Origin of the sequence: Peribacillus sp. NPDC096379 (assembly GCF_044762875.1) — a bacterium.
GTDB lineage: Bacteria > Bacillota > Bacilli > Bacillales > DSM-1321 > Peribacillus.
The window spans coordinates 377299-401064 of sequence record NZ_JBIWFD010000003.1; the positions used below are offsets into that span (position 1 = coordinate 377299).

The window sequence follows — 23766 nt, forward strand, 5'->3', positions numbered from 1 at the left end:
ACTCTATCCTGTTTAATATTTCATGTAAACAATTTAGAGTAGATGTGGAATCAGATACTTTTGTTCTCGAACATTCTCTCGATGTGTTTCATATGAGGGACATGGGGCGGGTCTGCGCAACTTACTCATATAGCCAAACCATTTATCAGGGATACTGATTTTATTTAGAAAGGGACCAAAATTCGAGCTCCGTACCGCCACCATTGTGATGAGGTGGAGCAGTATGAGACTTGATTAATCCTTCTTGGTAAATGGCGGCATTTTAACGCCGTAGGAGTTTGTATAGCTAAAATAGTTTAAATAGAATCTTGTGAATTCCTCAAATACGTTTCACTTTGTGTTTCTTCAGAATTGGAGTTGACATACAATTTTCTATTCGGGATCGCTAGGGCAACTCCTTCATTATTAAGAATATCCATAATGGCAAAGTTAATTTCTTCTTTTACTTTTAAAAACTCTGTCCAAACCGTTGTTTTCGTAAAAAAGTATAAGTAAATATCTAACCCATCTACTCCGTATTTATCAAACTTAGCAACAATTGTGTCTTGGTGGATTTCAGAATGATTTCTTAGCATATATTCAATCTGCTTAATCACATCTTCTAATTTATCTTTTGGTGTTTCATAGGTGACACTTATATTAAACACAATTCGCCTTTTCCCCATCTCACTCCAGTTCGTAATTGTTTCATTGGCTAACTTTGCATTCGGTACTGTTACGAGGGCCTGAGCAAATGTACGGATTTTTGTGCTTCTAAAAGTAATCGTTTCAACGGTACCTTCAACGCTTGGTGTCAAAACCCAATCTCCAATTGTAAAGGGTTTTTCTGTTACGATAATGACTCCTCCAAATAAATTCCCAATTGCATCCTTAGCAGCTAGGGCAAATGCGAGTCCGCCTAACCCTAATCCTCCAACAAAACTCGTTACATTATAATTAAATTCTTCTGCAATCCCACTAAAACTTAAGACCACGATAATCACCCGAAATACTTTAGACAAAAATGGGATAAGAATCTCATCAATTTCAAAATTGAATCTTTCATTAAGCTTTACATAAAGGAACTTAGATGAAGACGATAAGTTATACAGTCCCCAACCAATAATAAAGATGATCGTAGATTTTACTAATTTTATAAATAACTCATGCGTTTGATCCAAATAAGGAAAATACCAAACAGATACATAAATACCTAATAAAATGAATAACCACTGAATTGGTTTTTCAAATGATACAAAGATGTGATAGAAAAAAGTATTTGGTGCTTTTCGACTTATTTTTAAAAGTAGTGCAATGACATACTTAGCAAATATCTTCCGAAAAATGAGGAATAGTAAAAAAATCCCTACAGAAATGGCTATATGATTAATAAATTCGTATGAAAAAATAAATTTCCATGACATTATGAGTTAGCCCCTAACAAGCCTTGTCATAGCAAGGTAAATTTTACGATACTGCTTTTCTACTCCTCTCATCCTCCTTCATTTGGTTACTAGGTGTGACATTGCCGCAAATAACACATACATTCTGATGAGCTATGTTTATTATCCGCAATTTTTCTCGAAAATAGCCAAAAAAAAGAAGTCCCGAACGGATGCAAGACCTCACATCTCCTAACTATCGTTTAGAACGTGTACAATGACACTAACGATGTGTAGAGTGTGGGTCTTAGCCCTATTGGAACTTCTTCTTTTATAAAGGATATGGGGACTTAGTCTTCGCGACTTACTAATATAACCAATCTACTTACCGGGTATACTTATTTACTCGAGAAAGCATCCGAAATCCCAGCTCCGCACCGCCACCATTGTGATTAGGTATGTCTAGTGTAATAAATGGTACAGCCTTCAGAGGGTGAATCAATTTTTTAAGCAGACACAGATGGATGTTCCTTATTTTTTATAATAAGGTGAGAATTTCAATAAATGGCCAACCCAATCCGCATCTCTGACCAATATTGCAAAGTATTCCTTCTTCAAATGCTTTTCCGCCGCTTCAAACGAAGGGAAGGTTTTTGTAAGTGGTTTCTGACTTACCTCAATCACCCAATCTCCCTCCCCTTTTTGATAGACAAAAATGGACTCGTCATTTCTACCTTTATAAAGAGAACCGCTTTTTGCACCTTTCAGATTATGTTGATTGTTAAAAGCATCACGCTTCAGTGGCTCTAAATAGAATGTTTGCTCAACAAATTGCTTAAATGCCTTCTCTGTTAAGTTGCACCCTGAGGCCTTGCGATGTCCACCACCATCATAAAGCGCCGCAATTTCAGAAACATCCACATCATCATGAATCGTTCGTAAACTAATCCGTTTACTCCCTGCCATCACAATCGCAATATAGTCAAGATGTGTAAACTCCTTGGAAAGCTCATTCCCAAGTTCTGAATGATAGTTTTCGCCATGGACAATGCCTGCTAAATGTTCACCAATGGCCACTTGATACACTTCACGTTTTTTTCGATTTATGTATCGTTTGACTCTGCTCTCTTCGACATCAAGTAGCTTGCTTTCAATCTCGTCAAATTGAAATGGCTCGCTACTATTGAGCTTTGTCAGAACTTTTCCTTCAAATTCATCCATTGAAATCATGAAGAAGAGATCGTTCAATTTCTTTGCAGTGAAATTCTGATTCGCGTCCCACTCCCACGTATCGTACTGCCTCACTAATTCAACGAACTCATCTGCAGCTTTTGTTTTTGTAAGCAAGTCTTTTTTGACTAAGTAATCATACAAAAGAGATGTAGCTGATGTTAACTTGCCGTCTTCCTGCTCCACGGTTACAGACGCCCAGGCATGTTCATTCAAATGTAGTGCCGTTTTATGATGATCAATCAACAATGCTTTTCCACCCGCTGCGACATACTCATTAATCTTCTTCTCGTTCTCTTCGTTCACGGATAAATCGGTAATAATTAGCGTGTCCATTCCCGTCGCATTTTCAAGAAACCCAGCTACTTGATGATTCAGTCGACCAATCGAATTATAGCTCACCTTTACTTCATTCCCCCAAGCAAGCTTTGCGACAATGCCACAGCCAACTCCATCTAAATCATTATGTGAAAAGAGATGGTACATATAATTCCTCCTAAAAACAGATATTTTATAGCTTACCCTGATTTAGCATTTTCCTTCATAACTACAGCCTCAGGATATTCTACCATTTCAGAGGATACTGTTGAACGATTAAGAACTTATTCGCTGTTCCAATGCTTTAAAAACATCGGATAATTCCGTTGTGACAAGGTCCAGCTCGTCTTTCCCTTTCTTAGCTGAATCTAGATAAATCGGTTCACCAATAATAATCGTAATCGGTTGTCTTTTAAATAAGTCCTTAAAACCCGTTGGTCCTGAGTAAGCAGCAGGCACGATTGGAACACGAGCCAATTTCGCAATCGTAACCGCTCCCCGCTTTAACGGAGCTTCCTCTGATGTTCTAGTGCCAGAAGGAAAAATCCCCACATTCTTATCCTGCTTCAATAATTGAATCGGAATTTTCACTGTGCTCGTTCCTGGATTATCGCGGTCGACTGGAAATGCATTGATTTTTCTTAAAAACCAACCAATTGCTTTGTTCTGAAATAGTTCTTTCTTCGCCATAAAATGAATTTCTACAGGTAGAATCGAAACGCCGAGCGCCAGGATGTCGACCCACCCTCTGTGTGTACAAGCAATGACATAGCCGGACTCTTCAGGCAGGTTTTCTATATTTTTCACAATCAATTTGCCCCGTAATTTCAACAGAACCCTCACTAACTTAGCGACAGGTGTATACATTCACATTCACCCCATATGGATAGATAAACCCATTTTATCACTAAGTTTTATTACTTGGTACTAATTTACGTTTTATCTTTCATTTTCACACTGAACATTCTCATCGATGCTTGAATACATTGATAGATGTTGCACATAAAAAAGGGCACCCATAAAGTCTACCTATCTAGACTTCTGGGTCCCCACTGATTGAGTTTCACTTTATATAGCGGACGGTTTGAATTTCTTCACGGCTATCAGATAAAAAACCAGAAAAAGAATGACATCTAATACTAATGAAATCGCCGGGTCGTTGTTCACCACAGTGATAAGTGCAGGAACACTTCCACCTACAGATTGTGGATCACCGATAAACCAGAAAAGGAACATATTATTGGCAGCATGTGCACCGATTGACAGCTCCGAGCTCCCCATTTTTACGGCAAGGAATGTCAACATAAACCCCACAAATACATAATCAAGTCCGACCCAAATAGCTGAACGCTCCATTTCTGGATTAAAGAAATGCAATGATCCGAAAATCAATGCCATGATGATTGCTAGTACAATGGGGTTGTTAATCACCTTTCCAATCCACTGCAAAAGAAATCCCCTGAAGATTAACTCCTCAACTGTCGTTTGAATCGGAGTTAACACTAAAACGACGAAAAACAGAAATAAAAATTTTTCTAAATCAAACTCATTCCACACAAAATGTTCAGGGAAAATTAAGAAATAGACGAGCTCTAATAGCACCATAAGACCAAAATAGAGTGCAAAGCTACCAAAGATTTGTTTCCAATTGATTCGATCATTTGCAGTAATCAGCGTCTTCAGTTTCCGTTTATGTACAATCCGGATTGAAAGCCAAATTCCAAACATCCAAACGACATACATTAGATTCATAAACAATAAATCGAGCGTTGGGTCGACGCCTACGAACATACCAGATTTATTATCAAAAACGATGCCATCTCCATTTAGAAGACCTGTAATCATCATCAATATGGCGTACAGAACACTCCCAGCAATTAGAGCAACCAAAATGATAACCGATGATAGCAAGTATCTTTTCCAACCGTTTTCTCCTGGTAGATCAAAAAGATAATGTTTAATACGAAATCCCCCTCTATATGATTTACTACCGTATGCCCCTATACCCATAATATACCATACCACCTTAAGGAGGAAGATTAATATTTCGTAAATAGTGGCCATTTACCTTAAAAGTCAAGCTCTGGCGCGCAAATTTGATTTCCGGATCGTAATGCTCGAAAAAGAGGATTTTTGAACGCAACTTGGCTTTTAGTTTCCACTTTTAGTCGTAACTCTGCATCATTTAGCTTCGAGTTTTTTTATAAAAATTGTAATTATGGAGTGGTTCGGTGAATTGGCTTAGGATTTTAAATGCATTTTTGCGCAATCCCGCTTTTAGAGGAGTCTCTTTTCTACAAAGTGTGGTCCCGCCGAGCAATTTGCAAATCTCGTATTTGCGTCGGATTCTGAACTTATACGCCAATCTATTTCAAACCACGAAAAAAGGAGCACATTGGCTCCTTTTTCTGATTCCATAATATATTTAAATCGGCAATTTAGCCGATATATACACAGAACGACTTATCATTCAAAATACGCATTCCTTATTTTCCGATTAAAGTAGATAGGTTCGCCATTTCAATCGCGGAAACAGCTGAATCATAACCTTTGTTTCCTGCTTTTGTACCTGCGCGTTCAATGGCTTGCTCGATATTTTCTGTCGTAAGTAAGCCAAAAATCACAGGCGTTCCAGATTCAAGTCCTACAGCAGCCATGCCTTTCGCTGCTTCATTACATACATAATCATAATGTGATGTTGCTCCGCGAATGACCGTACCTAATCCAATCACAGCGTCATATTGTTTAGTTTGAACTAATTTTTTGGCAATCATCGGAATTTCAAATGCTCCCGGTACCCAAGCGATGTCAATATCATCCTCACTAACTCCATGACGTTTAAGTCCATCTAATGCACCAGAAAGTAATTTTCCTGTGATGAACTCGTTGAACCTGCCGACAACTATTCCTACTTTTAACCCTGTTCCGATAAGTTGTGCTTCAAAATTTTTACCCATGATAATTCCCCCTAATGGTTTAATAAAATTTAAGCGTGTTCTGGTGTTTCTTTATGTTTTGACTCAAGTTGGTTACGATAGCGAACTAACTCGGCAATCGTAATAAATGAAAGCTGATGTTCTTTAGCAATAATTTCGAGCTCTGGAACGCGTGCCATTGAACCGTCTTCATTCATAATTTCACATATGACTCCAGCTGGCTCCGCTCCACATAAACGGGCAAGATCAACAGAGGCTTCTGTGTGTCCTGTTCGTTCAAGTACCCCGCCATCTTTAGCGATAATTGGAAAAACATGTCCAGGGCGTTTAAAGTCCTGGGCAGTAGAATCATTATTCAAAAGGGCAAGCATCGTTGTCGAACGTTCAAACGCGCTGATTCCCGTAGTCGTACTTTCGTGATCAATACTTACTGTAAAGGCTGTTCCGTGGTAATCTGTATTGTTCTCAACCATTGGATGAAGGTCTAATTTCCGAGCGAGCTCATTTGTAATCGTTGTACAAATTAAACCGCGACCATATTTCGCCATAAAGTTAATCGCTTCAGGCGTTGCCTTGTCTGCCAATACGACAAAATCGCCTTCATTCTCCCGATCTTCATCATCGACAACGATGATGATTTTGCCAGCTTTCAAATCTTCCACTGCTTCTTCAATCGTTTGAAACATCTAAAAGCACCTCCTTCGTCAGAATCCATTTTCTAAAAGAAAACTTGCTGTTAATCCAGTAGTTTGTCCATTATTTTTTATTTGCTGGACGATATATTTTCCAATCAAATCATTTTCAACATTTACGACTTCTCCAACGTTCTTTTGTCCAAGAATCGTGTCTTTATGTGTTAACGGAATAAGCGAAATGGTGATCTCATTCTTCTCAATCTGAAATATGGTTAAGCTCGTCCCATCAATAGCAATAGAACCCTTTGGGATACAATATTGCGCTAATCCTTCTGCTAGCTTAATCGTATAGTAAACCGCATTTTCTTTATGTTCTTTTTTCGTGATCGTACCTGTGCCGTCAATATGGCCTGAGACAAAATGTCCACCGAATCTTCCTTGAGCACTCATTGCCCGCTCTAGATTAACCTTTGCCCCCGGCTTTAACAGTTTGATCGTTGATGCCTTAACGGTTTCTGGCATCACATCTACTGTAAACAAACGATTGGTAAATTCAATGACTGTTAGACAAACGCCATTGACCGATATACTATCGCCTAATTGAACATCTTCAACAATTTTAGGAGATTCAATCGTAAGTGCCATACTTTGGATCCCTCTTTTTAACGACTGGACCATTCCGACATCTTCGACAATTCCAGTAAACATGTTTTCACCCTCTTTCTCAATTTGAAGTTTCAACAAAAAAAACACAAATAGCCCCATAGGTACGACCTAAGGAGTTAAAGGGAGATTATGGATTTATTATATAGCCAAATAAGCCTTTTATTTCGATTTTTTTCAAAATAAAGGGTTCACGAATGCCATTTAACCAGTTCCATATGTCCTTCTCCCATCCAGACTATACTGTCGGCCTTGGAATTTCACCAAATCCTGCCTTTTTACAGGCTCGCGGGCTTAGAATTTCTTCATCACCGCCGGTTGGGATTTACACCCGACCCCGAAGGACAAACATATTTAGCGGAATAATACCGCCTTTTTCACAAGTGTAATTCTACACTTGTATTATATTATACAAGCTAATCGTACATTTGTAAAAAAATCGGCTCACATATTATGAATTTGCGCGATTTTTCACACTATTGATAATTCCCTGTTTTTTTAAAATCATACAGATATTCTAGGATATTGATAACGATTATCTTCCGTTTCTAGTAGACTTTCTTCCCTTATACTAGTCAATGCATATAGCTCAATCAGCGCACCAACCACTTCCAAATAACTGCCGAACACAACCAAAGCATCACCTTGTTTCTTTTTATCCTGTAAGATAAATAAATTCGCAATCGAGTCAATCGAGGCGCCAAGGGCAATCACCCAGTTTCCCGCACTCTCCAACGGTCGATCGACTGGGGCCCCAACGGCTTCTAGGGAGGCACCTACTGATTGCACGCCACTACCAAGGGCATTCAATCTAAGTCCCTCCTCCTCTTGTGACCCTTCAAGAATCACCTCGTTGGCTATAGTATTAGTGAAGTTACCGCCAGCCTGAAACCAGCAGCCCACAATACTCAATATCTCTTCTTCTCTACCTTCGATTTCATACACTTTCGTTCTGCCGATTGCTTGTAGCACATTTCCAAATCCCTCGACCGCGTTTCCTCTGGCTACGAGCTCTAATCCATTATCGGTACCTGTGATAATCACATTTGTTGCTCCAATAGCAGAAATGATTGTCCCAGCTACTAAAAACCCCGCTCCTGTAATAATCAGATCCTCGCCTTGTTTAACAATCTCCATAGTCAATATCCACCATTCATTTCAATTGATGGGATAGTATATTCAACATTCGCAGAATATTACACTGAATTAGCAAGATAGAGCTCGAACAGATGGTAGTATCTGATCCCTTGTGATATTAGGGAAAAAAAATTATCGGATCGTAAATAACTATTCGTTACTTGATAAGTAGATCAACTATTAATGATCACTAAGTTAGTTAGATTATTTCCAATACATTTAGTCAAAATAAAAACCCTCCTCAAAGGTCCAAGGCAGGGTCATCCATTAAAAGGTTCAGCTTTTTGTTCATTCACAAGCGGTCCAATACCTGAATTCGGATCCTATTTTTCAGACACTGGATAAAATTCATCAGGAATTGCACCGAAGTGTCTACGGTGATATAACATAGGATCTTTCTTTTCGATTTGTATATCGGTTACTTCGCCAATTAAAATGGTATGATCTCCTGCTTCAACTGTTTTAAACGTTTTGCATTCCAAAACAGCGAAAGCACCTTGAATGATTGGTAATTGATTCGCAGAAAACTCCCACTCACATTGACTAAAACGATCCACATTTTTACTAGCAAAGATTTTGCATAATTCCTGTTGCTCACCAGCTAAAATATGTATCGCAAACTTTCCACCTTCAGTAAAAGCTTTAATGGAAGAAACTTTATGATCAATTGACCAAAGAACTAGGGTAGGGTCCAGTGAAACAGATGCAAATGAATTTACAGTTAATCCAACTGGCTCATTGTTGGGAGTAGTAGCTGTCACAATGGTTACCCCTGTTGGATAGTTGCCCATCGCTTCTTTAAATAAAACTTGTTTTTCTTCTTTTGTCATCATTCATTTCTCCTTCGCCAAATATTGTAATCTATAGAGAGATCACCCAAGAGAGTATTCATAATAATCCTCTGATTATACGAACAGTTTCTCTATCTATAGGAACATCCTTGTGTTACATCAAATAATAATCCATAACTCAATTCAGATTATTCCAACAATAACCCCCTTCAATATTACATGAAAAGGGGATACTTTTGTAGTAAGTTGCCCATTTTTAATAAATACTTTTTAGACAGAAGTTCGTTTACAGTAGCAGAAGATGTCCCCCAAGGGTCAGATCCTTTTGAGGGCATCTTCTTTCATTAAGCCTGCAGCCTGTTCAAGGCTTCATCCAAATCCTCCCATAAGTCTTCCCAATTCTCTAGTCCTACGGAAAGACGAATTAGTTGATCTGTAATGCCCATTTTCAAACGGGATTCAATAGGAACAACCGAATGAGTCATTGTGGCTGGATGTTGAATGAGCGTTTCCGCATCACCTAGGCTGACCGCAATTTTAATTAATTGTAGTGAGTTCAACATTTTTTGTGCGTCCTGCTTGTCACCTTTAATTTCAAACGAAATAATACCGCCGCCAGCTTTCATTTGCTTTTGGGTAATACGGTAGTCAGGATGCTCTGTATCTCCAGGATAATAGACCTTTGCAACACTTGGATGTTGCTTCAGTTTTTTGAATAGCTTTTCGGCATTGAAAGAGTGCCGATCCATTCTGACAGGTAGAGTCTTCAACCCCCGCAACAAAAGCCAAGCATCAAAGGGGGAGATAATCCCACCGATATCCTTCTGCGTTGTCCTGGCCATTTTGCTAATAAATTCTTGTGTTCCCACAACAAGTCCTGCAACCACATCTCCATGGCCACAAATATATTTCGTTGCACTATGAAGTACGATATCACAGCCTAAGGCGAGTGGCGTCTGCAAATAAGGCGACGAAAAGGTATTATCGACAACGACTTGGATATGATGTTTTTTCGCGATCTTAGCGACCATCTCTAAATCTATCATTTTCATCGTTGGATTTATCGGTGTTTCCACATAAATACATGTTGTTTCAGGCCGAATCAATGTCTCTATTTGTTCCTCGGTCAGCATTTCTGAAAAGTCATGTGTAATATGATATTTCTCTTTCATCAAATGTAATAATCCGAAAGTACAGCCATACAAGCCTTGTGAGCAGATAATATGGTCACCCGCTTTCGTTAATGCCAGTAAAACGGCTGAAACAGCTGCCATCCCTGAACCGAATGCAAGACCTGCTTCTCCACCTTCAAGCATGGCAATGCGTTCACAAAGAACCTTCACAGTTGGATTTCCAAGCCGGGAATATATATACCCCTCTTCTTCCCCTGCAAACCGTCTCTCACCCTGTTCCGCATTTTCAAAAACGAATGTCGACGTTTGAAAAATAGGCGCAGCAAGACTTCCCATATGTTGCTTCGGATCGTACCCTTGATGAATAACCTTTGTCTCAATATGCTTGTATTTTTCTCGCATAACTCTCCTCCTCCCCCTTACTTCTATAATATGTTATGATCACCGGAATTGTAAACGTTATCATCACTATCAACTGATAATGATGCCTGATATGAACAAAACACGAACCGCTCATCTAGCCTTGATTCAGAAGATGAGTTTACAAGCGCAAAAAAAGGAGGGGATTTGTCATCCTCTCCTTCTTCGTTACACTACTTATTTACGCAAAGTTTTTAATGCGCCACTCCAAGCGTTAACTTGATCTAACATTGCATTTACATTATCAAGATGTAATTCAGCTGGTTTGAAAACACTGCCGTTTTCAAAATCTGTGAATAATGATAATGTCGGATGTACACGAACGTCCGCAATCATTAATTCACCCATGATTCCACGTAAATGTTCAGCTGCACGAGCTCCACCAGTTGAACCATAGCTTACGATACCTGCAGCTTTGTTGTTCCAAGCGTCACGAGCAAAATCAAGGGCATTTTTTAATGCTCCTGTAATACTGTGATTGTATTCTTGAACAATGAATACGAATCCATCTAAGTTAGCAAGTTTTTCATTCCAAGCTGCAATGCCTGGCTCTGTTCCATCAGTTGTTCCTAAAAACGGCAATTTGAAATCAGCAATATCAATGATTTCATATTCTGCATCGCCACGTTTATCAGCAATCCCTTTTACCCATTCTCCTACTTGTGGACTTACGCGTCCTTCACGTGTGCTACCTAAAACAATCCCAATTTTCAACATTTCATTTCCTCCTATTTCATCTGTATTATTATTTGCTTTCCCAAATAATTTATCGAAAAAACCCAATACTTTCACCGCCTGTATTTATTAGTACCACTAAGAATAAATCAATCATATATTGGCAGTCTTTTTTAATTTCACCTTAATACGATTTTTTATTCTATTGCCTACAAAATATCCCCTAATTTCTTCTAATCAAAATCTGCATACACAATATCTTGATTTGATATATCTCTAATTAAAAATATACACCCGCACTTACTTTTTGTCAACAAGTAACGTAATTATATTTCGAGTTCGCAAAAAAAATCGATATTTGGGTATTAGCCCTGTTCCTTTACGAACTTCCACATAGAGTATAGGGTATTAACCCAGACTTCAAGAGGAGAGTGGCGTAAGATGAATCCATATGGTTACTATCCAGAGTATATTCCACGACAACAGTTTGATTATGCTCCAGAACAGTTTGAATATGTTCCACAACAAGATGCTTATTATTCACAGTATCCGACTAATTCTGAATTTCAACAATACGAACCAGAGGACATTGATAGACAACCGCAACTGGAGAGAAGAGTTAGACAACTTGAAAGACAAAATGAGCAGCAAGTTCAAGAACTAAGCAGACTAAATCAAGAGATTACACGTTTGAATAGAGAAATCACACGGGTTAACCAAGAGGTCATTCGACTAAATCAAAATGATCAGCGACATACACGCCGCCTGAACAGATTAAACCAACGCCTACGTGCAGTAGAAAATAGACTAAACATTCCGTTTTCCGCTTCCGAAGATGGTTTTTAAAAGGACAGTAATTTTCTTGAGGTAATAAGAAGCAGCGAGAATCCCTCATAATTCCGCTGCTTTTTATTCATGTTTCCGTAGTTGTAAATTACCCAAACCTTTTTATTGTCACCCATATTTAGAACTTATATTGAACCGAAAAAAAAGAGATAGCCGTAATCACAGCTATCCCTCCTTCCTTATCGATTGGCGTCTACAATTTCTCCACCATAAAATGTTTTCTTACTTAATGTGATATCAAGCTCGCGAGCCAGTTTCTTCAACTCGCGCTCTTCGCGTTCTGTGACAATCGAAATGACTGTACCATCTGCACCCGCTCGTCCTGTACGACCTGAACGGTGCACGTATTGGTCCACGCTGTCTGCTATATCAGCATGTACAACGGTAGTAAGACCTTTAATATCTAAACCTCTTGCCGCAACATCTGTTGCTAATAATAAAGGCATTTTACCAGAACGTAAATGTCTTAATGCTTTTTCACGATCCATTTTATTGGACTCGCCATGAAGTACACCGAGCTTAATCCCTTTATAATCGAGTTTCTCTTTTAACACGGTAATTTCGGCGATATCATTTAAGAAAGCAAGTCCCTTTAATCCTTCTAGACGAGTAATTTTTTCAAGAACTTTGGATTTTTCACGTCGTTCGACAACGAAATAGATATGATCCACCTTGGATTCCATTTTCTCGCTCTTATCAACGCGGACAACTTCCGGTTCGTTCGTTAAATCACGGGCCAGTTTCTCAGTCTGATCCGGAAGAGTAGCCGAAAACATCAGTACTTGGCGATCCTTTTGCGTTGTCTTGATTATGTTTTGGATCGTCCCCATATGCTCTGGCACAATCAATTGATCACCTTCATCTAGTACAATCGTTTTCACTTCATGCATTTTCATTTTCTTTTGCATAATTAACTCATATACACGTCCCGGTGTTCCGACAATGATTTGCGGGCGTTTTTTTAATTTTTCGAGCTGACGTTTTACATTTGCACCACCGATGAACGCAGCCCCTGTAATTCCGCTGCCTTCTGCCCAGATTCGGACTTCTTCGGCAATTTGCATCACAAGCTCACGTGACGACGCCATAATAAGGGCTTGTGCCGATTTGTTCTCGTGATCTATTTTTTCAAGCACAGGTAGTAGATAAGCAAGAGTCTTCCCTGTACCAGTTGGTGATTCAGCGAGGATATCTTTTCCTGCGGTTATCACTGGGATAGCTTTACTTTGAATGGGAGTCGACCGGGAAAATCCAGATTTCTCCCAAGCTGTTTGGATAAACGGTTTCATTGTTTTAATAAATTCAGGTGTGTCAGTCATAGTACTCTCCTTTAATCTCTAAGAGGATGTTCAAAAAGTCCGGTAAAAAAGCTAGCGAATTGCATCAAAGTGGATTTTTGACCTTCTGTTAAAATCGCGTGCATCCTGTGCAAGTCCGGTCCTCAGCGTTACTGCATTCACAAAAGGTTCTTGAGATGCGCCCGCAGAACTTCTCGGCATTTTTTATCCTTTTTGAACACGCACTTTAAGCTATCTTTATAGTAACATTTGTTCTTCGTCACTTGCTAATGGAATCCTAACAGTTACAATTGTACCTTGTCCTTTTTTACTTTTAAAGCTCATTTCCCCGTTGTGGCGGTGAATGATTTTGTAGGAAACAGCGAGACCGAGCCCTGTTCCTTTTTCTTTTGTCGAATAAAAAGGCTGGGCAAGATATTTCAATCGTTCTTCATCAATGCCTTTGCCATTATCGGATACCGTGATGATCGCATCACTCTCTGTTTTTTTGATTTCAATTTTGATTTTCCCATCCTTATCTACAGCTTCGATACTATTCTTAATCAGGTTAATAAACACCTGTTTCAATTGTACATCATCTGCAATAATGTAGATTGGCTCATCTGAAACCTCAATCAACTCCAATTCGAGATTGGCTAAATTTGCCTGGGCTTTCATTAACCACACAACTTTCGATACACATTCACGAACATTACGAAGCCGCAGTGAAATCTCTTGTTTTTTTCCAAGTATTAATAACTCACTTGAAATAATGTTAATATGTTCAATCTCTTCTTCCATAATCTTGAGATAGTGAGGGTCAACTTCCTTCTCCGTACGCATCAATTGTACAAATCCTTTTAATGAAGTTAGAGGATTGCGTATTTCATGGGCAACTGCTGCTGCCAAATGGCCAATCACCGTCATTTTTTCAGAGGCAATTAGCATCTCTTCATCATTACGCTGGGCCGTCACATCTCTACAAAGAGCGTATACACCTACAATTTCTTCCGTGATAATGATGGGAAAGATTGAGCATCTTAGAATTTTCTTCTTACCATCTGTATGGATGATTGCTTCAAAGTAAGACTTTACTCCATTTAACGTTAACAAAAAATACTCTTGAATCTTTTCAACATCTTCGATAAAAATAGCAGAGGTCGGGCATTTCCCCCTTACTTCGTCTTCAGTAACTCCGAGTATTTTTTCTCCCTCAGGATTGATCGAATTGATATTCCCTTCTAAATCCAACTCAATGACAGCATCCGGATTATGTTTAAACAGCGAACGGTATTGAACATCCTTTCGTTTCAGCTCATTTTCCGAATGTAGTAATTTCTTTCCCCAATAAATGAGTGATACATATAAAACAGATCCAGTCAGGAAAACATACCCCCAACCCTTCGCTCGTTGAAAGGTTACATAAGAGTGAAAGTTTTCCGCTGCTATTAGCAAAGATATCGAATCAGTACCAATTATCCACAGAATACCAATTAGGAAATATATCAACGAAACCATCAGAGCAAATTTTTGAACTTGATTCATGTTATACCCCTTTATCCATGTCATACAAGTATGATTTCCCTTTTTTAGAGTTCCCATAACTCTAAAAAGACAAACAAAAATGCCCTCAAGTTGTTAAACGCGAGGGCTTTACGATTTATTAGTGTACCATAAATAATCAGACTTTTCTAGAAAAGAATTGTTCAAAAACATGTTACTTTTTTATATAGATCTATCGACGTATGCTCTCAGTTTCTATCTTACTGGATTGTTAACCCAGCAATCAAAATAATAATGTAAATTCATTTGAAAAAGGAAAAAAATAGTATATAATTATATAATTCAGTTTATTCAAATAATTAAAATGATGGGTATTCTGATAAAGAAATTTTTTATCGCATCCTTAACTTTGTTGCTAGTTTGTTTCAATCAATTAGATTAGAAAATTCATATGGATTTGTGAGTGACACTTTAACACGTAAACCTCTACCATTATCATCAGAGTATAGTGATGAAGCCATTGCTAAAACGAGTAGGATATGGAAAATCATTAGTATGAGCAATGATAATCGTAGAGAGCCTTATTGGTTCTCTTTTTTTTTAGAAATAATTCCAAATAGCACATCAATCCTTAAATATATAATAAAAAGGAGCGATTACGATGATCAAAGGTCTTTATGAAGCACATCTACCCGTAACTAATCTTTTGAACTCAATAGAGTTTTATAAAAAGTTAGATTTAGAAATTGCCTATCAACATGAAAAATTAGCTTTCTTCTGGATTGAGAAGGGGCATAGCTGGTTAGGTTTGTGGGAAACAGATAAAGTTGACACGCCATATCACCCCTCTTTAAGGCATATTGCATGGCATGTTGATACAAAAGATATCAGGAATGCGAAAGAGTGGATTGAATCAAAAGGGATACAAATAATTGAAACTTTTGGAATTCCGCCAGAGAAACAACCGCTCGTCTTATCAAACACACGAAACGCCCACGCTGCTATTTATTTCCAAGACCCTGATGGCAACTTACTTGAATTAATGACTCCATTAAGATTGGATCTTAGCGAAAATGCTAACATAATGTCATTAGAAGAGTGGGATGAAAAAAATAACTGAATACCCTTAAAATTTAAGATTCCATTGCAGAACATAGGTAATCAATAATCATAAGTAGTGAATGAAAGATAGATATGAGTCTAGGAAAATAATGGAAGTCAGTAAAATGTCGGGGTGTGAATGATGAGTCATGAGCAAAAAATTTGGAAGTATGCCTTTGCGAGCGCTATGGTGACAATTAGTATTCTTGGCTTTGGCAGAATGTCTTACGGGATTCTAATGCCCTTTATGAAGGACAGTTTATCGCTTACCTATGAACAAGCAGGTGTGCTGAGCACATCAACTTCGATCGGCTATTTGGGATTGGTTCTCTTTGCTGGCATTTTCGCTGCAAAATGGGGGTCGAAACGTTTAGTAATCCTAGGGACATTACTTGTTACTTGTGGGTTGCTGTACATGCCCTGGGTTCAAAATTATTTTTCCTGCTTAATAGGTATGGTACTTCTCGGTGTTGGTGCGGCATTCGCGTATACCCCATTGGTTAATATTGTTGTCGGTTGGTTTCCACGGCAAAGAGGTATGATGATCGGATTTCTTTTAAGTGGGTTAGGACTAGGAACATTGTTTTCTAGCGCACTCATACCATTCTTTACAGCTTGGTTTTCTGGAAATGGTTGGCGATATATCTGGCTGTTATACGGACTGTTTTCTTTACTATCTGCCTTTGTTGCTCAGATAATTCTCAGAGATCCACCCATATCTTTACCTAAAATAACGCAAGAAAAAACTTCTCTATTTCGCGAGGTGTACTTGCATAAAAGAATCTTATTAGTAGCTTGTATCTACGGATTGATTGGATTTGCATATTTAATTCCACAGAACTTCCTTTTTAGTTTTATTTTAGAAGCTCATATTAATCGCTATTCGGCTGGTCAAATTGTCGCTTTGGGTGGTTTTATGTCCATTTTTAGTGGACCGATATGGGGAATGATTTCGGATAAAATCGGGCGGAAGAAGTCCTTATTGATCACACTTTTCCTGGGAACCATTGCGATGCTCATTCCCATTACCTTCCCCGAACTTATCGGGTTTGTAATCAGCCAGTTCCTCTGGGGAATTACGGTTGTCGGAATGCTTTCTCTCATTCAAGCTATTTCGACAGAACAAATTCAGCCAGCATATGCACCAATTGCATTGGGATATGTAACTGTTTATTTTGCTGCTGGACAATTAGTTGGACCTGGGCTTGGCGGCTGGATGATCGACCATCTTGGGGGCATCCCCTCATCATTACTACTTTGTTCTGGACTTCTGCTTACGGCTTTCATATTATCCACGCAATTACACAAAGAAGGAATGGGCGAACAGTTGATTTCCCAAAAGGAGACTCACTCTATGGAAGGGTAAGCTTCAATAAAAAACAAATATGGCGTTAAAACGCCACCACTGTGATGAATCCTGTAGCACGCTACACTCGCCTAATCACAATGGTGGCTGTGCGGAGCCAGATTTTGAGGCACTTTCTTAATAAAGAAAGTATGCCTGCTAAGTCGATTGGTTATAGTAGTAAGTCGCGAAGCCCCGTCCCCACGTCCTTCATAAAAAAGGAACCAACATTATATAACATGCCGGTTCCTTTAATCCATCATTTTCATTAAAATGACTATTTCAAAACGATTATTTACTTAATTCACGTCGGATAACCGGGGCTACTTCTGTTGCTAATCGTTCAATATTTTTCGCAACTTTAGCAAATGGGATCCCACCGATATCCATCTGGGCGATAAATCGCTGATGCCCGAACAATTCATGCTGATACAGGATTTTTTCAATAATTTGCTGGGAGCTACCAACAAACAATGCAGTGTCTGGACTTGACATTTGTTCAAAATCAGCCCGAGACATTCGTGTATTCATCCCTCGTTGACGATTCACATACTCCCAGTAATTTGAATAATATGGATAGAATTCGTCCTTGGCTTGTTCCGTTGTTTCAGCCATAAATGTGTGCCCAGTTACGCCTACCTTTAAATCATTCAAATGATGACCTGCTTCAACGCCCACTTTGCGATAAATATCAACGAGTGGTTTGAATCGATTTGGATCGCCGCCGAGAATGGCTAGAGCCATCCCAACTCCAAACTTACCTGCTCTTTCTGCACTTTCAGGTGATCCACCAACACCAACCCAAAGTGGCAGTTGCTTTTGAACTGGTCGTGGTGCAATCTCAGCATTCTGAAGACTTGAGCGGAACCGACCATCCCACGTAATCTTCTCTTGTTCGTTCAGTTTTAAAAACAAATCAATATTCTCTTCGAACAATTCATCATACTCGTTGACGTTATATCCAAAAAGCGGGAAAGATTCTATAAACGCCCCACGCCCCGCAATAACTTCAGCGCGACCGTTTGATAGCAGATCCAATGTCGAAAAGTCTTCAAATAAGCGAACAGGATCGACCGTGCTTAATACAGTAGTCGCACTGGTCAATTTAATCTGTCTCGTTACTTGCGCAATTGCAGCAAGTACGACTGGAGTAGCTGAAACCGCATAGTCTAAACGATGATGTTCACCTAAACCAAAAAGGTCTAGTCCTGCTTCATCAGCTAGTTTTGCTGCATCTACTATTTCTGTCAAGCGCTGGTGGGCGCTAATTACTTTACCAGTATGGGGATCTGGAACGATATCACCAAGCGTATAAATCCCGATTTCAAAACTAGAATCGTTTAATGTATTATCTTCTTTCATCATACGTTCCTCCAAAAAAAGCTTTAAATAACTAAATGAATTTCATTTCCTGATGGATCAGCTGTCACATATACATCGTTTTCTTGTTTCACTATAGCACCGATTTGTTCCAGCTGTACAATCACTTTGCTTCTTGCTTCTTCATTTGCGTAAACGAGTGTATACCAATTAAGTCCAACACTGTTTTTCTGAGGTGCAGGAACACCAACACCATTCCATGTATTTAAACCGATATGATGGTGGTATCCACCTGTCGAAGTAAAGAGAGCCCCTCCAAATCGATTTACAACGGTAAAGCCAAGCCCTTTCACATAAAACTCATCCGTTTTTTGAAGATCCGCTACATGTAAATGAATATGCCCCATCAACGTATCAGCTGGCAATCCACTCCACTCGGCATGACTTTCAGCAAGTAAGCTTTCCCCATCTAACGGTTCAGTTGCCATTGCTACTTCTCCATTTGACCATGACCATTCAGAAGACGGGCGATCCCAGTATACTTCAATACCATTCCCGTCCGGATCAGAAATGTACAAAGCTTCACTTACATAATGATCCGACGCTCCAAATCGATAGCCCGTCTGAAGTAAATGGCGTAAGAAGACTGACAAATCAGCTCGAGTGGGCAACAACAGGGCAAAATGATACAAGCCAGATGTACGCCCTTCTTTAGCAATCACATCAGCTGGCTGTTCAAGCGTAAGCAACGGGGTTTTACCGTCTGTTGTTAAAACCGCTTTACGTTCAGTTTGTTCCAAAACTTGAAAACCGATAATTTCTTGATAAAACGTAATGGCACGATCCAATTCCATTACATTAATACTAACTTCTCCAACAAACGTAATTGGCTTTTGATGAAACTTTTCCATTTTTACTACTTCCCTTCTTTATTAAAAATTTTATTGTCTAATGAGAAAAGAGAGCGATTTGCAAAAGCGAGGAAAATAGCCATAGCAAGCAGCGCTAATTCAAATTCATATCCTGCCATTTGCCCATTACCAAGAAACCCGAGAGGAAGTTTTACTGTAAATATGGCTCCTAACATAATAACAGCAAACAACACCGAAACAATTCGTGTTCCAATACCTAGTATCAACGCAATTCCACCAATTAACTCTATAGCTGCGACGAGATAAGCTACAAACCCAGGAATGCCAATACTGTCGAAAAAGCCAACCGTGTTACTTATTCCACCTTGAAATTTAACAAAACCGTGAATGAAAAAAGTAAGACCTAAAATAATACGTAATATAACTGCACCTGTTTCATTTTTATTCATGTTTTTTATTCTCCTTTATTTTTAGTTACTTTATGTAAGTTATTATATTTTTATAATGAAGTCTTGTCAAGTAACTTTGTATATTTAAATTATATGATATTAAATTGTAATATGATATATTGTAACTAAAGGAGTGAAAGAGCATGAATCAATCCATTATTTGTCCGCGATTTGAAAAAGCCGTCTCTCTTTTAAGTCAACGCTGGACTACTTTACTTATTTATCAATTATTATCCGGTCCACAACGATTCGGCACCATCCAATCTTCTATAGCAATTAGCGGCAGAGTTTTGTCAGAACGCTTAAAAGACCTCGAACAGCAGGGTATCGTGAAGCGTGATGTCATACCAGAAACACCTGTTAGAATCGAATACTCATTAACGGAAAAAGGTTTCTCATTAGAACCAATTTTGAAAGAAATAGAAAATTGGTCTCAAGAGTGGGTGAAAAAAGAGGAATTAGACGACTAAAACCCTTAATGCCCAATAAACACTTTACTAAATAGCGCTCTAATAAGTTTGAATCCTTTAAGACTTTAACAAGAAGGGAAAGGCGCAAATAACGGCATTATCACAGAAGCCCTTTTTTAGGACATGCTGATGGTAATGCTTTTTTCTCTGTGGAAAAGGGGAGGGGCTTCGCAAAATCGCTCCGCTACCTTCATAAGATGATGCAGTTTATAGAACTTGAACCTTTTTCATCGTCAGGTTTTAGAGCAGACGCTCATGGATCGTTCTTTAATTTACATATTATGATGGCATTTTCGGTTCTGGTTGTACGGTATCATAGAAGTACACTACAACCTTTATCTCGCATTAACGGGCAGTCCCCCACTGATCTTTGTCCCTACTAAAAGTAAGCCGCTCTTTCACATTTAATATCATGAGAAGTGACATAAACACGAATGCTGAGATATGTTATATTGAGTATATACATTTTGTAACTACTTAAGTTTGATGTCTATTTTAAAATTTTTTACCATCATTTTTTATTCTTCAAAACATAAAATAGTGAAGTTGCTTATTTTCCACAATACGATGTAGGCTTAAGTAGTTTCATAATCTCATAGTTTATTTTCAGGGAGCGCTTAGAAGATGCTGCAAAAATTAAATGCTTTTTTAGAAAGTAAAATGCCGTTTATTACACCGATCAGTGTGTTGCTTGGTGTGACGTTTGCAAGCTATGTCGATAGCTTCTCGTTTTTAGTTCCATGGTTGTTTGCATTTATGACGTTTTCGGGTAGTTTGGGGTCAAATATTAAGTCATTTAAAGAAGTGATGATCCATCCTCTACCGATCATTATTACGATGTGTATTCTACATGTGATCATGCCGCTTTGGGCTTTGGGTGTAGGTCATGTTGTCTTTCACGGGGATGTCTATACGATAACCGGATTAGTTCTTGGCATGATTATTCCGACCGGTATTACAAGTGTTCTGTGGGTATCCATCTATCGAGGGAACATTCCGCTTACACTTGCAGTGATTTTAATTGATACGTTTTTATCGCCATTCATCGTTCCATATACGATGTCGCTTATGGTTGGCGAACGAGTAGAAATGGATATTCTCGGCATGATGGGCGGTTTGCTATGGATGGTCGTTCTTCCTTCATTGGCTGGGATGTTGCTTAATCAAGTAACAAATGGAAAGGTAAAAACCGTATTAGGTCCGCGCCTTTCACCGATTTCAAAAATCTTTTTAGGAATCGTTGTGTTGTTAAATAGTTCGGTTATCGCTCCATATTTACGTCATATTGACACAAAATTGGTCTTCATCGCCATTGTCGTCTTTCTTATTGCTTTTTCTGGCTACTTGTTTTCTTTTCTTATCGGCAGGCTTTTAAAGATGAACAGAGAAGATGTCGTGTCACTAACGTTCTTAGGTGGTATGCGCAATATTAGTACTGGTGCCGTTATCGCCATTTCTTATTTTCCTGCTCAAGTTGCCGTACCTGTCGTCATAAGTATGCTATTTCAGCAAGTGCTTGCATCCATTTTTGGTCGTTTTGTCGATCAATATTATAAAAAAAGAACTGAAGTAAAGACAAGGAGTGCGTGAGTATCGCTCTGCTTTTCACAAATTAGAAAAATATTAATATTGAAATTCCACCACTAAAAATGATATGATTATTTTAATAAAATACAGTGTAGTACTTGGAGGAGCCTGTCACCAAGGGATTAGTATGTCCTTTGGTAACAGGCTTTTTTTGTATTTTTCAGATAAAAAAGGGGGATGAAGATGTTAATACTTCAATTAGCGATTATTTTAGTTGCAGCCAAGATTGCCGGACATATAAGTGTAAGATTAGGGCAACCTTCCGTGTTAGGTAAACTCCTAATAGGTATTGTACTAGGTCCATCCGTGTTAGGGCTAGTTACTGAGACTGAAACATTAGCAGCATTTAGTCAAATCGGTGTGATCTTGTTAATGTTTATAGCAGGTTTAGAAACCGATCTTGACGAATTTAAACGAACTGGAAAAGCGTCTACTTTTGTAGGTTTTGGTGGAATCATTGTTCCGCTTGCTGTAGGGTATTTTGCAGGAATGATGATGGATCTTACTTCTTTTCAATCATTGTTTCTAGGTCTATTGCTTTCTGCTACTAGTGTGAGTATCTCTGTTCAAGCACTAAAAGAGATGAAGCAATTAAAAACTCCTGAAGGAACTGCCATTTTAGGTGCAGCCGTGATTGATGATGTGGTCGTCATTATCGCTTTGGCTTTCTTAATGAGTTTTGCTGGTGGCGAAGTCGATCTATCCATCGTTATTTTAAAGAAAGTATTATTTTTTGCAGGCGCCATTCTTGTTGCTTGGAAAGTAGTTCCATGGTTCTTGGAAAAATTCGCTTCCTTAAAAGTGACGGAAACGGTTATTTCTGCCGCTCTAATTATTTGTTTTGTTTATGCCTACCTAGCAGAATATACAGGGGTAGCAGCGATAATCGGAGCTTATATAGCTGGTGTGGCTATTAGTGTAACAAGCTTTAAACATGAAGTTTTTGAAAAGGTTGAAACCATTGGTTATTCGATCTTTGTTCCAGTATTCTTTGCCTCAATCGGAATTACCGCACAATTTTCTGGGATTATGAATCATTTAGGTCTGATTGTTGTATTAAGTATAGTAGCTATTCTAACAAAATTAGTTGGTGCAGCTATCGGTGCTAAATTATCAGGATTTGGTTGGAATAGCTCGCTCGGGATTGGAGCTGCGATGGTGTCTCGTGGTGAGGTCGCTTTAATCTTAGCTGCAATCGGTCTAGAATCCAAACTACTTAACGAAGATTTATTCGCCGTTCTCGTTGTAGTCATTCTTGTAACAACCATCGTTACGCCACCGATGATGAAGTGGTTTTTCACATCAAAGAAGCAAACGAAAACTGCTGCTTAACTAAAGATTAACGACGATTATTCACATAATCAGCTACGACTTTCCACTACAATTAACAGCTAAAAAGAATTTTGAGAATCTGAGCTGACCTGCTAATATGTGACATCGAAGAAGCTCTAATAAGGTCGCCAGTTCCCTAAACTTAATTAGGGACAGGCCGTTTAATTTCGCATGAAGTCGTGTTTAATGCTATTACTTGATGTACTTGTCCAATTCTTTCTATTTAAATTGGTTTTGTAAGTAACGCCTGAATAAGAATAATAAAATCATTAAAATTCACTTATAAATACGTAAAGGAGATACTACTTAAATTGTAGTATCTCCTTTTAAAGTTCTTTAAAAAGATTAAGTTCAACTTTACTTCT

At 38.6% G+C, this 23766-nt stretch carries 21 protein-coding genes, 1 pseudogene and 1 riboswitch; of the genes and pseudogenes, 6 read left to right on the forward strand and 16 right to left on the reverse strand.

The annotated features are described in order from the left end of the window. Positions 1-296: 296 nt before the first annotated feature. The 11 genes and pseudogenes from ACIQZI_RS15860 to ACIQZI_RS15910 all read right to left on the reverse strand — a co-directional run bounded on the left by ACIQZI_RS15860 (position 297) and on the right by ACIQZI_RS15910 (position 11407). On the reverse strand, positions 297-1403 hold the full coding sequence (locus ACIQZI_RS15860; RefSeq protein WP_403074588.1) for a mechanosensitive ion channel family protein: 1107 nt from the start codon (positions 1401-1403) through the stop codon (positions 297-299). A 489-nt stretch (positions 1404-1892) separates the two neighbouring features. Next, positions 1893-3077 carry a DHH family phosphoesterase gene (locus tag ACIQZI_RS15865; protein ID WP_403074590.1) on the reverse strand — a complete coding sequence of 395 codons (1185 nt, stop codon included), beginning with the start codon at positions 3075-3077 and terminating at the stop codon, positions 1893-1895. 108 nt (positions 3078-3185) lie between these two features. Next, a complete protein-coding gene (locus ACIQZI_RS15870; protein ID WP_403074592.1) occupies positions 3186-3776 on the reverse strand; it encodes a lysophospholipid acyltransferase family protein in 591 nt (196 codons plus the stop codon). Between the two features lie 201 nt (positions 3777-3977). Continuing rightward, entirely contained in the window at positions 3978-4919 is a 942-nt protein-coding gene (locus tag ACIQZI_RS15875; RefSeq protein ID WP_403074594.1) for a CPBP family intramembrane glutamic endopeptidase, read from the reverse strand. Positions 4920-5395: 476 nt separating this feature from the next. Beyond that, positions 5396-5866: a 6,7-dimethyl-8-ribityllumazine synthase gene (gene ribH / locus ACIQZI_RS15880; protein WP_062184305.1), complete on the reverse strand. Its 471-nt coding sequence runs from the start codon at positions 5864-5866 to the stop codon at positions 5396-5398. 38 nt (positions 5867-5904) lie between these two features. Continuing rightward, a pseudogene (ribB, locus tag ACIQZI_RS15885) lies at positions 5905-6531 on the reverse strand (3,4-dihydroxy-2-butanone-4-phosphate synthase); the annotation flags it as partial. An 18-nt stretch (positions 6532-6549) separates the two neighbouring features. Next, a complete protein-coding gene (gene ribE / locus ACIQZI_RS15890; RefSeq protein ID WP_062185074.1) occupies positions 6550-7188 on the reverse strand; it encodes a riboflavin synthase in 639 nt (212 codons plus the stop codon). 172 nt (positions 7189-7360) lie between these two features. After that, positions 7361-7492: riboswitch (FMN riboswitch) on the reverse strand. 155 nt (positions 7493-7647) lie between these two features. Beyond that, entirely contained in the window at positions 7648-8280 is a 633-nt protein-coding gene (locus ACIQZI_RS15895) for a DUF6944 family repetitive protein (RefSeq protein WP_403074597.1), read from the reverse strand. A 323-nt stretch (positions 8281-8603) separates the two neighbouring features. Then, complete coding sequence (locus ACIQZI_RS15900; RefSeq protein WP_403075197.1) at positions 8604-9110, reverse strand: flavin reductase family protein; 507 nt, start codon at positions 9108-9110, stop codon at positions 8604-8606. A 305-nt stretch (positions 9111-9415) separates the two neighbouring features. Then, positions 9416-10606, reverse strand: coding sequence for a methionine gamma-lyase (megL, locus tag ACIQZI_RS15905; RefSeq protein WP_403074599.1), 1191 nt, complete (start codon positions 10604-10606; stop codon positions 9416-9418). A 195-nt stretch (positions 10607-10801) separates the two neighbouring features. Continuing rightward, positions 10802-11407 carry an NADPH-dependent FMN reductase gene (locus tag ACIQZI_RS15910; RefSeq protein ID WP_403074601.1) on the reverse strand — a complete coding sequence of 202 codons (606 nt, stop codon included), beginning with the start codon at positions 11405-11407 and terminating at the stop codon, positions 10802-10804. Positions 11408-11740: 333 nt separating this feature from the next. Between ACIQZI_RS15910 and ACIQZI_RS15915 the strand changes: the two genes are divergently transcribed. Continuing rightward, on the forward strand, positions 11741-12145 hold the full coding sequence (locus tag ACIQZI_RS15915) for a hypothetical protein (protein WP_403074603.1): 405 nt from the start codon (positions 11741-11743) through the stop codon (positions 12143-12145). Positions 12146-12324: 179 nt separating this feature from the next. Here the strand turns inward: ACIQZI_RS15915 and ACIQZI_RS15920 are convergent, their stop codons facing one another. Beyond that, positions 12325-13464 (reverse strand): DEAD/DEAH box helicase, encoded by a 1140-nt coding sequence (locus ACIQZI_RS15920; RefSeq protein WP_403074605.1) that lies wholly within the window; start codon positions 13462-13464, stop codon positions 12325-12327. Positions 13465-13680: 216 nt separating this feature from the next. Beyond that, entirely contained in the window at positions 13681-14967 is a 1287-nt protein-coding gene (locus tag ACIQZI_RS15925) for an ATP-binding protein (protein ID WP_403074607.1), read from the reverse strand. Positions 14968-15586: 619 nt separating this feature from the next. Here ACIQZI_RS15925 and ACIQZI_RS15930 point away from each other — a divergent pair. After that, positions 15587-16045, forward strand: a complete 459-nt coding sequence (locus ACIQZI_RS15930; protein ID WP_403074609.1) for a VOC family protein — start codon at positions 15587-15589, stop codon at positions 16043-16045. A gap of 123 nt (positions 16046-16168) precedes the next feature. After that, positions 16169-17392 (forward strand): YbfB/YjiJ family MFS transporter, encoded by a 1224-nt coding sequence (locus ACIQZI_RS15935; RefSeq protein WP_403074611.1) that lies wholly within the window; start codon positions 16169-16171, stop codon positions 17390-17392. Positions 17393-17662: 270 nt separating this feature from the next. On the opposite strand, the gene ACIQZI_RS15940 is transcribed toward ACIQZI_RS15935, so the two are convergent. The 3 genes from ACIQZI_RS15940 to ACIQZI_RS15950 are packed head-to-tail and all read right to left on the reverse strand — an operon-like array spanning position 17663 to position 20012. Continuing rightward, positions 17663-18733, reverse strand: a complete 1071-nt coding sequence (locus ACIQZI_RS15940) for an LLM class flavin-dependent oxidoreductase (RefSeq protein WP_403075199.1) — start codon at positions 18731-18733, stop codon at positions 17663-17665. Positions 18734-18756: 23 nt separating this feature from the next. Next, on the reverse strand, positions 18757-19602 hold the full coding sequence (locus ACIQZI_RS15945; RefSeq protein WP_062184339.1) for a VOC family protein: 846 nt from the start codon (positions 19600-19602) through the stop codon (positions 18757-18759). 5 nt (positions 19603-19607) lie between these two features. After that, positions 19608-20012: a DoxX family protein gene (locus ACIQZI_RS15950; protein ID WP_062184342.1), complete on the reverse strand. Its 405-nt coding sequence runs from the start codon at positions 20010-20012 to the stop codon at positions 19608-19610. A 143-nt stretch (positions 20013-20155) separates the two neighbouring features. On the opposite strand from ACIQZI_RS15950, the gene ACIQZI_RS15955 reads away from it, so the two are divergent. The 3 genes from ACIQZI_RS15955 to ACIQZI_RS15965 all read left to right on the forward strand — a co-directional run bounded on the left by ACIQZI_RS15955 (position 20156) and on the right by ACIQZI_RS15965 (position 23401). Continuing rightward, positions 20156-20482 (forward strand): winged helix-turn-helix transcriptional regulator, encoded by a 327-nt coding sequence (locus ACIQZI_RS15955; protein WP_062184345.1) that lies wholly within the window; start codon positions 20156-20158, stop codon positions 20480-20482. A gap of 624 nt (positions 20483-21106) precedes the next feature. Continuing rightward, complete coding sequence (locus ACIQZI_RS15960; protein ID WP_403074614.1) at positions 21107-22072, forward strand: bile acid:sodium symporter family protein; 966 nt, start codon at positions 21107-21109, stop codon at positions 22070-22072. 180 nt (positions 22073-22252) lie between these two features. Continuing rightward, entirely contained in the window at positions 22253-23401 is a 1149-nt protein-coding gene (locus tag ACIQZI_RS15965) for a cation:proton antiporter (protein ID WP_403074616.1), read from the forward strand. The last annotated feature ends 365 nt before the right edge of the window (positions 23402-23766 follow it).

Bases quoted from the DNA above. Each gene is read 5' to 3' on its own strand.
- ACIQZI_RS15940 (WP_403075199.1), bottom strand. From the start codon at position 18,733: ATGAAAGAAGATAATACATTAAACGATTCTAGTTTTGAAATCGGGATT.
- ACIQZI_RS15915 (WP_403074603.1), top strand. From the start codon at position 11,741: ATGAATCCATATGGTTACTATCCAGAGTATATTCCACGACAACAGTTT.
- megL (WP_403074599.1), bottom strand. From the start codon at position 10,606: ATGCGAGAAAAATACAAGCATATTGAGACAAAGGTTATTCATCAAGGG.
- ACIQZI_RS15920 (WP_403074605.1), bottom strand. From the start codon at position 13,464: ATGACTGACACACCTGAATTTATTAAAACAATGAAACCGTTTATCCAA.
- ACIQZI_RS15955 (WP_062184345.1), top strand. From the start codon at position 20,156: ATGAATCAATCCATTATTTGTCCGCGATTTGAAAAAGCCGTCTCTCTT.
- ACIQZI_RS15865 (WP_403074590.1), bottom strand. From the start codon at position 3,077: ATGTACCATCTCTTTTCACATAATGATTTAGATGGAGTTGGCTGTGGC.
- ACIQZI_RS15960 (WP_403074614.1), top strand. From the start codon at position 21,107: ATGCTGCAAAAATTAAATGCTTTTTTAGAAAGTAAAATGCCGTTTATT.
- ribE (WP_062185074.1), bottom strand. From the start codon at position 7,188: ATGTTTACTGGAATTGTCGAAGATGTCGGAATGGTCCAGTCGTTAAAA.
- ACIQZI_RS15860 (WP_403074588.1), bottom strand. From the start codon at position 1,403: ATGTCATGGAAATTTATTTTTTCATACGAATTTATTAATCATATAGCC.
- ACIQZI_RS15875 (WP_403074594.1), bottom strand. From the start codon at position 4,919: ATGGGTATAGGGGCATACGGTAGTAAATCATATAGAGGGGGATTTCGT.
- ACIQZI_RS15895 (WP_403074597.1), bottom strand. From the start codon at position 8,280: ATGGAGATTGTTAAACAAGGCGAGGATCTGATTATTACAGGAGCGGGG.
- ACIQZI_RS15945 (WP_062184339.1), bottom strand. From the start codon at position 19,602: ATGGAAAAGTTTCATCAAAAGCCAATTACGTTTGTTGGAGAAGTTAGT.
- ACIQZI_RS15935 (WP_403074611.1), top strand. From the start codon at position 16,169: ATGAGTCATGAGCAAAAAATTTGGAAGTATGCCTTTGCGAGCGCTATG.
- ribH (WP_062184305.1), bottom strand. From the start codon at position 5,866: ATGGGTAAAAATTTTGAAGCACAACTTATCGGAACAGGGTTAAAAGTA.
- ACIQZI_RS15950 (WP_062184342.1), bottom strand. From the start codon at position 20,012: ATGAATAAAAATGAAACAGGTGCAGTTATATTACGTATTATTTTAGGT.
- ACIQZI_RS15965 (WP_403074616.1), top strand. From the start codon at position 22,253: ATGTTAATACTTCAATTAGCGATTATTTTAGTTGCAGCCAAGATTGCC.
- ACIQZI_RS15925 (WP_403074607.1), bottom strand. From the start codon at position 14,967: ATGAATCAAGTTCAAAAATTTGCTCTGATGGTTTCGTTGATATATTTC.
- ACIQZI_RS15930 (WP_403074609.1), top strand. From the start codon at position 15,587: ATGATCAAAGGTCTTTATGAAGCACATCTACCCGTAACTAATCTTTTG.
- ACIQZI_RS15900 (WP_403075197.1), bottom strand. From the start codon at position 9,110: ATGACAAAAGAAGAAAAACAAGTTTTATTTAAAGAAGCGATGGGCAAC.
- ACIQZI_RS15870 (WP_403074592.1), bottom strand. From the start codon at position 3,776: ATGTATACACCTGTCGCTAAGTTAGTGAGGGTTCTGTTGAAATTACGG.